The 10,087-nt window shown below is 35.7% G+C and carries 13 protein-coding genes and 1 tRNA gene; 10 read left to right on the top strand and 4 right to left on the bottom strand.

All coding sequences use genetic code 11. The features are described 5' to 3' along the window. Positions 1-306: 306 nt before the first annotated feature. The 3 genes from H5T45_06530 to H5T45_06520 are packed head-to-tail and all read left to right on the top strand — an operon-like array spanning position 307 to position 2,357. The gene (locus H5T45_06530) at positions 307-993 is read left to right on the top strand and encodes a glycosyltransferase family 2 protein (GenBank protein ID MBC7129366.1); all 687 of its coding nucleotides are present in this window, start codon (positions 307-309) and stop codon (positions 991-993) included. An 18-nt stretch (positions 994-1,011) separates the two neighbouring features. Continuing rightward, positions 1,012-1,350, top strand: a complete 339-nt coding sequence (locus H5T45_06525; protein ID MBC7129365.1) for an endonuclease — start codon at positions 1,012-1,014, stop codon at positions 1,348-1,350. Continuing rightward, entirely contained in the window at positions 1,341-2,357 is a 1,017-nt protein-coding gene (locus tag H5T45_06520) for a flap endonuclease-1 (protein ID MBC7129364.1), read from the top strand. The genes H5T45_06525 and H5T45_06520 overlap by 10 nt, the downstream gene beginning before the upstream one ends. On the opposite strand, the gene purL is transcribed toward H5T45_06520, so the two are convergent. Genes purL through H5T45_06505 form a run of 3 tightly spaced genes read right to left on the bottom strand, consistent with a single transcriptional unit; the run spans position 2,354 to position 5,379 of the window. Beyond that, positions 2,354-4,675 carry a phosphoribosylformylglycinamidine synthase subunit PurL gene (gene purL, locus H5T45_06515; GenBank protein MBC7129363.1) on the bottom strand — a complete coding sequence of 774 codons (2,322 nt, stop codon included), beginning with the start codon at positions 4,673-4,675 and terminating at the stop codon, positions 2,354-2,356. The two genes, H5T45_06520 and purL, sit on opposite strands and share 4 nt — an antisense overlap. Beyond that, complete coding sequence (gene purS, locus H5T45_06510) at positions 4,668-4,922, bottom strand: phosphoribosylformylglycinamidine synthase subunit PurS (protein ID MBC7129362.1); 255 nt, start codon at positions 4,920-4,922, stop codon at positions 4,668-4,670. The genes purL and purS overlap by 8 nt, the downstream gene beginning before the upstream one ends. Beyond that, positions 4,915-5,379 carry a hypothetical protein gene (locus tag H5T45_06505; protein ID MBC7129361.1) on the bottom strand — a complete coding sequence of 155 codons (465 nt, stop codon included), beginning with the start codon at positions 5,377-5,379 and terminating at the stop codon, positions 4,915-4,917. The genes purS and H5T45_06505 overlap by 8 nt, the downstream gene beginning before the upstream one ends. A gap of 139 nt (positions 5,380-5,518) precedes the next feature. Between H5T45_06505 and H5T45_06500 the strand changes: the two genes are divergently transcribed. Then, entirely contained in the window at positions 5,519-5,674 is a 156-nt protein-coding gene (locus H5T45_06500) for a zinc ribbon domain-containing protein (GenBank protein ID MBC7129360.1), read from the top strand. Here H5T45_06500 and H5T45_06495 read toward each other — a convergent pair whose 3' ends face one another. Further along, positions 5,675-6,226, bottom strand: a complete 552-nt coding sequence (locus tag H5T45_06495) for a UbiX family flavin prenyltransferase (GenBank protein MBC7129359.1) — start codon at positions 6,224-6,226, stop codon at positions 5,675-5,677. Between the two features lie 87 nt (positions 6,227-6,313). Between H5T45_06495 and tuf the strand changes: the two genes are divergently transcribed. The 6 genes from tuf (at position 6,314) to H5T45_06465 (ending at position 9,882) form a co-directional block, all read left to right on the top strand. Then, complete coding sequence (gene tuf / locus H5T45_06490) at positions 6,314-7,603, top strand: translation elongation factor EF-1 subunit alpha (protein MBC7129358.1); 1,290 nt, start codon at positions 6,314-6,316, stop codon at positions 7,601-7,603. Position 7,604: 1 nt separating this feature from the next. Continuing rightward, entirely contained in the window at positions 7,605-7,916 is a 312-nt protein-coding gene (locus tag H5T45_06485; protein MBC7129357.1) for a 30S ribosomal protein S10, read from the top strand. 45 nt (positions 7,917-7,961) lie between these two features. Beyond that, positions 7,962-8,047: transfer RNA gene (locus H5T45_06480), tRNA-Ser, on the top strand. Positions 8,048-8,093: 46 nt separating this feature from the next. After that, a complete protein-coding gene (locus H5T45_06475) occupies positions 8,094-8,657 on the top strand; it encodes a hypothetical protein (protein ID MBC7129356.1) in 564 nt (187 codons plus the stop codon). Further along, positions 8,645-9,589 carry a tyrosine-type recombinase/integrase gene (locus H5T45_06470; protein MBC7129355.1) on the top strand — a complete coding sequence of 315 codons (945 nt, stop codon included), beginning with the start codon at positions 8,645-8,647 and terminating at the stop codon, positions 9,587-9,589. Before H5T45_06475 ends, H5T45_06470 begins: the two co-directional genes overlap by 13 nt. A gap of 65 nt (positions 9,590-9,654) precedes the next feature. After that, on the top strand, positions 9,655-9,882 hold the full coding sequence (locus H5T45_06465; GenBank protein MBC7129354.1) for a hypothetical protein: 228 nt from the start codon (positions 9,655-9,657) through the stop codon (positions 9,880-9,882). The last annotated feature ends 205 nt before the right edge of the window (positions 9,883-10,087 follow it).

Genomic DNA, 10,087 nt, shown 5'->3' with positions numbered 1-10,087 from the left:
GAGAACCATTGGCAATAAAAAAATAGAGAGGATGACGGAAATGAATCCTATGATAGCAGAAAGAATTTTAGTTATCTAAAAAAGCAGGGAATAGAGCCAATCATCAAAACAAGAGAAAATGCTTCCACAAAAGCAAAAGGCTAAAGAAACATTTTTCTCAGGATTGAAATTTGTGTTCTATGCCATGCTCATCAATTTGTAAAAAAGCCCAATTTTTTCAAAAATTAGTGGAAGTATGGCTTCCATGATTGTTCAACACAGCATGAAAAAACCAAAAAAATATAAGTTAGTCATATTATCTTTATAATGAAAGTTAGTTTCGTCATCCCGGCATTGAACGAAGAGGAAGGAATAGGGAGAACAATTGATAGGATAAACATGGAAGAATTTAAGAAAAGAAAAATGGATGTAGAAATTATTGTTGTTGATGGAAATTCAACAGATGCGACAAGAGAAATTGCAAAAGAAAAGGGGGCAAATGTAATAATTGAGCCGAGAAAAGGATATGGAAGAGCATATAAGACTGGATTGACAAAAGCAACTGGGGAAATAATAGTTACAGGAGATGCAGACGCTACCTATCCCTTTGAAATTGCTCATGAATATGTTGATATTTTGCTTAAAGAAGATTTGGATTTTATAACAACAAATAGATTTGCTGGGCTTGAAAAAGGGGCGATGTCATTCAAACATTTTTTTGGTAATTTTATTCTTTCATCAGCGCTTCGCCTTTTATTTGGTTTAAAGATAAAGGATTCTCAATCCGGCATGTGGATAATAAGGAAAGAAGCGCTTAATAAAATAAAAAATTTGGAAGATTTAAGTGATGGGATGGCATTTTCAGAGGAAATAAAAATAGAGATGTTTAAAAAAGCAAGAGCCAGAGAAATAGATTCGTATTTATATGAAAGAGAAGGGAAAGCAAAAATACAATCATGGAGAGATGGATGGAAAAATCTAATATATCTTTTCGAGAAAAGGATGGGTGATTAAGTGGATCCTTTTGTTTATATTTATATATTTTTCCTCGGTCTTCTTTTTGGCTTTTTAACAGGGGTATTATATATTTACAGAAAATTTGTATCCCCTCTCAAAAGAGATAAAAAAAGCATGTCAGTATTGCATGGGAAAATTATGGAACAATTTGCACCTTTTATGAAAAATTATCCATTTGAGCCAAAAAAATTCAGGTTTATTGGTTCGCCAGTTGATGGATTGCAATTCAATGATGATAAAATTTTATTTGTTGAATTTAAAACAGGGAATAGTAAGTTAAGCGAGGAGGAGAAAAAAATAAAGAAACTTGTTGAAAATAAAAAAGTGGAGTGGTTTGAAATAAAATGGGAGTAAATTTAAAGCCAATTATATCTGCGAGAAAGATAGAAATTTCAGATTTATCTGGAAAAATAGTTGCGATAGATGCATTTAATGCAATTCATCAGTTTATTGCAATAATCCGCCAGATAGATGGCACACCTCTTAAAGATAGGAATGGAAATATAACATCCCATTTATCAGGCATTTTTTATAGAACAGCAAATCTTGTTGAGTATGGGATAAAGCCAGTATATGTCTTTGATGGACAGCCCCATCCATTAAAGCTAAGGGTTTTGAAAAAAAGAAAAGAAACAAGGGAAATTGCAAGAGAAGAATGGGAAGAGGCACTTAGGGAAGGAAATATGGAAGAGGCATTGAAGAAAGCAAAGAGAAGCGGGACAATAAATGAAGAGATAATAAGCCAATCAAAGGAATTGCTTCATTATCTTGGCATCCCTTACATAGAGGCAAGAGGCGAGGGGGAAGCGCAGGCTGCATATATGAATATAAAAGGGGATGTTTATGGTGTTGCATCACAAGATTTTGATGCTCTTCTCTTTGGAGCAAAAGCTTTAATTCGAAACCTTGCAATAACTGGAAGGAGAAAAATATCTGGAAAGCAGGCATACATAGAAGTTTTTCCTGAAGAAATAATAAGCGATAAAGTTCTTGAAGAAAATGGTATAAGCAGAGAACAACTTGTTGATGTAGCAATCTTGACAGGCACAGATTTTAATGAAGGAGTAAAAGGAATAGGGCCAAAAAAGGCTTTGAATTTGATAAGAGAATATGGAAGAATAGAAAATTTGATAGAAAAAAATATATTGCAAATAGAGGGATATGAAGAAGTGAGGAAAATATTTCTTGAACCAGATATAAATTATGATTACAACCTGAAATGGGAGGAGATAGATGAGAAAGAAACAATTCGCTTCATGTGCGATGAACACAATTTTAACAGAGAAAGAGTTTTGAATGCAATTGAAAAATACAGAAATTTTGCAAAGAATTTAAAACAGAAAAATCTTTTTGATTTTTAACCCATTTCCTCCCATAATCTTTTTCTCCATATTTCATATAAAAAATTTTTCTCCAGATTTATATATTCTTTCATCTCATCTCCATCATAAATAACAAGATTTCTTCCTTTTACATTCCCTATTTTATATATTTTCATACCTTCAAATAAATTTTTAAATTCCTCTTCCATGCCTTTTTTAACTTCAACAATCCATCTTGTATTGCTCTCAGAAAATAATTTGAAATCTGTTCTCAAATCTCCAAGGGAATATAGGCATATTTCCGCTCCTTTTCCCCCTATAACCATTTCAGCAAGAGAAACAGCAATTCCTCCATTTGATACATCATGGCATGCATTTACATAACCCCTGTCAATGGCCCTGACAATTTTCTTCATGCTCGCCTTTAAATTTTCTGCATCGCTTCTCGGCACTCTTCCAGCTTTTACTCCAATAGCCTGATAATATTCACTTCCTCCCATTTCCTTCTTTGTCTCCCCCACTAAGTAAATAGGATTTCCATCATCCTTGAAGTTTGTTGTCACACACTTTCTCACATCTTTTAAAATCCCCACCCCCATGATGGCGGGCGTCGGCGCAACGCAGCCAGCCATGCTCTCGTTGTAAAGGCTTACATTTCCAGAAGCATAAGGGATGCCGAGCTTTTTTCCCATATCATGCAACGCTCTTATTGCTTCAATAATTTCTCCCATTCTTTCTGGATTTTCAGGATTTCCAAAATTCAGGCAGTCGGCAAATGAATTTATTTTTGCTCCAACAGATGCTATATTTCTGCATGCTTCATCTATAGCACTTGCAGTTCCCCAGTAAGGGTTTAATTCGGTGAAATAGGGATTTATATCTATTGTTATAGCCAGTCCTTTAAATGATTCTTCAAGTGGCTTTATAACAACTGCGTCTGAATGAGTTTGAGAAAAAATCTCTCCTTGAAGTGGCTTAACAACTGTTGCCCCTTTTACCTCAAAATCATATTGCCTTATCACCCATTCCCTGCTTGAAACATTGTAGGAAGAGAGAATTTTTATAAAAATATCCTTTAAATCTGGCATTTGAAAATCAATATCCTCTTTTTCTTTTTCATATGGTTTTAAATAATTTCTTACATATTCCACCCCTCCAACCTGAAAAGCCAAATCAATTTCTCCCACTTTCTGCCCTTTATAAAAAATTTTAATCAATGGTTCATCTATAACTTTTCCAATTACAGACGCATCAACATCCCACTCCTCAAAAATTTTCAAAACCTTTTCAAAATTTTCCTCTTTTACAACGAGAAGCATTCTTTCCTGAGATTCAGAAACCCATATTTCCCACGGCTTCATATTTTCTTCCCTTAGAGGAACTCTATCAAGATATACCTCCGCCCCCTTTCCACCTTCATATGCAATTTCGCTGCAAACGCATGAGAGCCCGCCTCCGCCCATATCCTTCATTCCTTCAACAAGTCCTTTTTCAATGCATTCAAGACATGCATGTATTAAAGGCTCCTTTGTTACTGGGTCACCAAGCTGAACAGCGGTTATTTCCTCCTCCATTTTTTCATCAAGCTCTTCTGATGCAAAAGTAACCCCATGTATTCCATCTCTGCCAGTTTTTCCACCCGCATATATATATAAATCCCCTGGATTTTTCACACTGCTATGGATGAGATGCTCCTTTTTCATAATTCCTATGCAACCAACATTTACAAGGCAATTTCCTAAATAACTATCATGGAAATATACCTGCCCAGCAACAGTTGGAATTCCTACCCTGTTTCCATAATCTCTTATTCCCTCAACGACCCTCTTTAAAAGATATCTTGGATGCTTCACTCCTCTAGGAATTTTTTCATAATCTGTGTTTAATTTTCCAAAAAATATTGCATCTATAAGAGCTATTGGCTTTGAACCCATGCATAGAACATCTCTTATTATCCCCCCTATACCAGTGGCAGCCCCCCCATATGGCTCAACAGCAGAAGGATGATTATGGCTTTCGAGAGCAATTGTATAATAGTGGCTATTATCAAATTTCATTACTCCGGCATCCTCTCTTGCAATAATTTTATTTTTTGCTATCTTGTAAAGATATTTTCTAAGCCAGTATTTTGATGATTTATAGCAGCAGTGCTCGCTCCACGCCTGGGCAAGCGCCTCAAGTTCAACATCAGTTGGCATTCTATTTCTTTTAATGAAATATCCCTTTATTTTCTTCATCTCTTCAAGAGTTAAAGCAAGCTTCATTGATTTGCTTATTTCTTCAAGCTGTTCATCCGTTGCATTTAAAATATTTATCCTATGGACATATCCATCTTGAATAAATAGCTCGTTAATCATGTAAATCTTCTATCTTTATTGAGTATTCATTAACCACCGGATTTACAAGCAATTTTTTGCACATTTCCTCCACCTCCCTCAATGCATCCTCTTCACCCATTCCATCAATGAATATATAAACTACTCTTGAAGTTTTTACATCCTTTACATTTTTAAAACCAAGCAGGTTTAAAGCCTTTAAAATATTTTTTCCTTCCGGATCAACCACACCTTTTTTTAATCTTATTTCAATCCTTGCTTTAATCATTTATTATCCCTTTTAAATGACATACAGGACAAACATATTCGAGAGGTCTTTCCCCGAAATCAAATATTTCTATTTCATTTTTGCAATTTGAGCATTCTATAAAAATGCTGTTTCCCTTCAAAGTTTTTCCTTTTAAAAATCCCTCATTTCCGCAATTCGGACAAACATATTCGAGAGGTCTCTCTCCTGTATCTTCTACATCAAATTTTGTTTTACAATATCCACAAACAACCTTTTTTATTTTCACAGGAGTTTCCTCCCTTTTTTCTTTTCCCATCAAAATTAAAACTTCGATAATAATCAATGCGGAGTAAATAAAAACCCCAATTATACTCCAAATTTTTAAAGAAATTGGCATATTTAAAGTAGTGAAGAATTCTATGGCACCCCATATAATAAGCCATATAAAATAAACAATTGCAGTAATTATAATTATCAGCAAGCTTTTTTTGCTCATATGGAGTTATTTTTTATCTATATATAAATTTTTCATAGTGATGGTTATCCTCTCAAAAATAAGGACTATTCCCCTAAGAAATTTTTTGTAAATGAAAGATAAACTTGCAGAATTTTTTATATTTGATTGTTTATTCATAATGACAAAATATTGCCCGAAATGTGGCTCAAGCAATATTGATTGGATTATTCCTCAGGATAGAAGCAAGTGGAGATGCAAGGATTGCGGTTATATAGGGGCTTTAATAATTGAAGATGGAGAACTTGCTGAAGAAATAAGAAAAAGAAAAAATTAGTTATTTCCATCTTTTATATAAATCATTTTTTATTCCAAGCTGATCCATCACCTTTCCTGTTATAAAATTTATCATATCATCAACACTTTTTGGCTTTATATAAAATGCGGGCATTGCTGGGAGAATTGTAACTCCTGTTCTGCTTAATTTTAACATGTTTTCCAGCGAGATTGCATCGAGAGGTGTTTCCCGGGGGACAAGAATTAATTTCCTTCCTTCTTTTAAACAGCATATTGCACTCCTTATTATTAAATTAATAGCCAGTCCATTTGCTATTGCAGAAAGAGTTTTTCCACTGCATGGGCATATCACCATTGCATCATATTCTGCTGAGCCGCTTGCAATTTCTGCATTAATATCATTTTCATTATATGTCCTATCTGCTTTTTTTTCTATTTCCTGAATTCTGTATTGAGTTTCTTCCCCTATTATTTTTTTTGCAGTATCACTTATTATCAAATAAATAAAATTTCCTTTTTTCTTTAGTTCCTCCACCAATCTTATCCCATATATAACTCCGCTCGCTCCAGTTATTGCAATAACAAACTTCATCAGGAAAAAATAATAAAAGATATAAAGATTTTTGCGGGAAAAAAAATATATATATAATAACCTATTTACAACCTAAGGTGGTTAAAAATGCCAGCACAAAAACCCCATTTAAATCTGGTAACGATTGGGCATGTTGATCATGGAAAATCTACACTTGTAGGAAGACTGATGCTAGAAACAGGTCAGGTTGACCCCCATATAGTGCAGAAATACACTGAAGAGGCGAAGTCAATGGGAAAAGAATCATTTGCACTTGCATGGGTAATGGACAGATTAAAGGAAGAAAGGGAGAGAGGTCTTACTATAGATGTTGCCCACCAGCGCTTCGACACAGAAAAATACTATTTCACAATAATCGATGCCCCCGGCCATCGCGACTTTGTAAAGAACATGATCACAGGGACAAGCCAGGCGGATTGCGCAATCCTTGTTGTATCTGCTGCGCCGGGCGAGGGCGTGATGGCGCAGACGAAGGAGCACGCATGGCTTGCGCGAACTCTTGGCGTTCCGCAGATTGTTGTCGCTATAAATAAGATGGATGTAACCCAGCCACCGTACAGCAAGCAGAGATATGAAGAGGTGAAATCGCAGGCAGAAAAACTGCTTACAAGTGTTGGTTACAAGGATGTTAAATATATTCCTATATCTGCATGGAATGGAGATAATATAAAGGAAAGGGGAAAACTTGACTGGTGGGATGGGCCTACTTTGCTTGAAGCAATAAATGAGTTTAAGGTTCCTCCTAAGCCAATTGATAAACCATTGAGATGGCCGATACAGGATGTTTATTCAATAACTGGCGTTGGTACTGTGCCTGTTGGAAGAGTTGAAACAGGAGTAATGAGACCCGATGACAAACTTATATTCCTTCCATCGACTCAGCCAAAAGGAGTGATTGGTGAGGTAAAATCAATAGAAATGCATCATGAACAAATTCCTCAGGCTGAGCCAGGAGATAATATAGGAGCAAATATAAGAGGCATAAGCAAGAAAGATGTGAGGAGAGGAGATGTCGCAGGGCATGTAGATAATCCCCCAACAGTAGCAAAACTATTTACCGCCCAGATAATGGTTTTGAATCATCCTTCTGTTATAACAGTTGGTTATACTCCAGTATTCCACTGCCATACCGCTCAGGTAGCATGCAGATTTGAAGAATTAATCAAGAAAATTGATCCGAGAAGTGGAGAAGTCAAGGAGGAGAATCCTCAGATTTTAAAGACAGGAGATGCTGCTGTTGTAAAGATAAGGCCAACACGCCCGATGGTTATAGAAAGGGCAAAAGATTTCCCAGAACTTGGCAGATTTGCAATTCGTGACATGGGACAGACAGTAGGAGCTGGAGTATGCATAGAAATTGACGAAAAACTGATGTAAAATGACCCAGATAGCAAGGATAACATTAACCGGCACAGATGCAAAAAAAATAGATGAAGTATGCTCTCAGATAAAGAAAATTGCAGAGAAAACAGGAGTAAGGATAAAAGGACCAATACCTCTTCCAACAAAAAGACTGGTTGTTCCATGCAGAAAAAGTCCGGATGGAGAGGGCTCCGAGACATGGGATCACTGGGAGATGAGAATTCATAAAAGGCTTGTTGAAATAGATGCTCAGGACAGGGCATTGCGCCAGCTGATGCGCGTTCAGGTGCCAGATGGAGTAAACATAGAGATAATTCTCAAATCTTAACCCTTTAAATTTTTATATTCTTTTTTATTTAATTTTATTTTGTTTGCTGAGGTAGCCAAGCGGACAACGGCGCAGGCCTTGAGAGCCTGTGGGGCTTATGCTCCTCGTGGGTTCAAATCCCACCCTCAGCGCTTTTTTAATATTAAACTTTAAATACAGCTATCTGTTACTTTATCAATGGCAAAAGAAAGATTTGAGAAGAAAGGAAGGAAAAAAGAGTACAAGACGGATACAATAATGAAGAGGGCTGTTTTGGTTTATCTGCCAAGTGAGGAGATGAAGGAAAAATGGCAGAAGCTGGCAGATAAATCTGGCCTATCAATTTCTAGATTTGTTATAGAGCATGTTGAGAATTCGCTTAGCCAGGAAAATGAAGATACTTCATATGGAACAAGAGCGGATTTGATAAAAAGGATAAAGGAGCTGGAGGAAGAAATGAGGGAAATTGAGAAAAAATATGAAATTCTATCAAAGGCTTATGAAAGGCTTGAGGAAGAAAATAAGAGGTATAGAACAATGCCATTTTTAGAAGAAATGGAAGGATTCAGAAAATATGAAAGGAAGATAATAGAGGCTTTTAAGGAAAGAGGAAAGATAGAGAAGGGAGAGCTGTTTGACATAATTGGAATAAATCCGATGAAGCAGGCTGATGTTGCAAAGGGAATAAATAGGCAGTTGGAAAATCTTGAAAGATATGGTTTAATTGAAGATAAGGGAAGGTGGTGGGTATGGAAGTATTAACTCATTTAAAAGATGAGGAATTGATAAGGAGATTTGAAGAAGACTGCAAAATAAGAGGGCTTACAGAAGGATCCATTAAAAGCTACAAATCTTGTTTAAGAATATTTTCATCATTTTTAAAAACAAATGGAGTTGATTTAATAGGCATTAACAGGGATATTTTAAGGAGTTATGTTGGATTTTTAAGGGGAAAGGGACTAAATTATCAAACCATAGAAAACCATTTCTCAGCCATATCAGCCTTATGTGAATACATGGTTTATGAAGGAATTATAGCAAAGAATATTGCTCTTGAAGTGAGGAAAAGATATCTTCATACTTATAAAAGCGATAATAGCGAGACCCATAGAAAGCTTATAAGCGTTGAGGAGATGGCAAAGTTCATCAATTCAATAGCTGATATAAGGGATAAGGCAATGGCAGCACTTCTTGCAAAAACAGGAATAAGGAGGAAAGAGCTTGTTGCAATTGATTTGGATGATATAAACTGGCAGGAAATGAGCATAATTCTGAAGCCTACTGCAAAGAGGAGCAATAGAATAGTATTTTTTGATGATGAAACAGCAGTGCTTTTAAAGAAATGGATAAGCAAGAGGGAGGCAATAGCAAAGCAAAACTGCAAAGCCCTTTTTATTTCATATCAAACGGGAGAAAGGCTTGATAGAAGTGGTGTCTATAATTCTTTTGTTTACTGGGCAGAGAGGGCTGGACTTCACAATTCAAAATCCGATAAAATGGAGGATCATTTTACTCCTCACTGCTGCAGGCACTGGTTTACAACATGGCTAAGGAGAAATGGAATGCCCAGAGAATATATACAGGAGTTAAGAGGGGATGCAAGAAGTGATGCAATAGACATTTATTACCACATAGACAGAGAGGAGTTAAGGAAATCATATCTTGCTTGCATTCCTAAGCTTGGAATAGCGTAAAAAACGCTCTTCTCCTATGAGCCATTAATAAAATATAAATAATGGTTGGCGGTATTTTATTAATCGTGGATGAGCTAAGATACTTGGAACCATGGGAAGAAGCCCATGGAAAGCTTGAGGAAATAAAAGAAACAGAAAAAGGATTGATTCTCTGCATGTCCTTTGGCAATGTCTGCATAAAAGATAAGTCCTTGATAGAAAAACTAAAGGAATTGAAAGGAAAGAAAATAGCAATTTTGAGAACAGATATTGAAGGAAAAGAATATTTAGTAAGGGTGGCAGAGGAAAAATAATGAAAAATTGAATAAATTATTTGATATCTTATATCAGTCGAGAGGCGGGGCCTGTAGAATAAAAGAAAAAGATTAAATTTCTTTATTTATTTTAAAAGGAGGGAATGGGATGAACTGGAAAGAAACAGATAAAAGATTAATTGAATTTGGAAAAGAAATGGTAGAGGGAGCATGTAATGCTCTAAAAATAGATGAGGAAAAATGG

The organism is Thermoplasmatales archaeon, assembly GCA_014361245.1.
Lineage (GTDB): Archaea > Thermoplasmatota > E2 > UBA202 > JdFR-43 > JACIWB01.
This window is presented reverse-complemented; position numbering and strand designations above follow the sequence as displayed.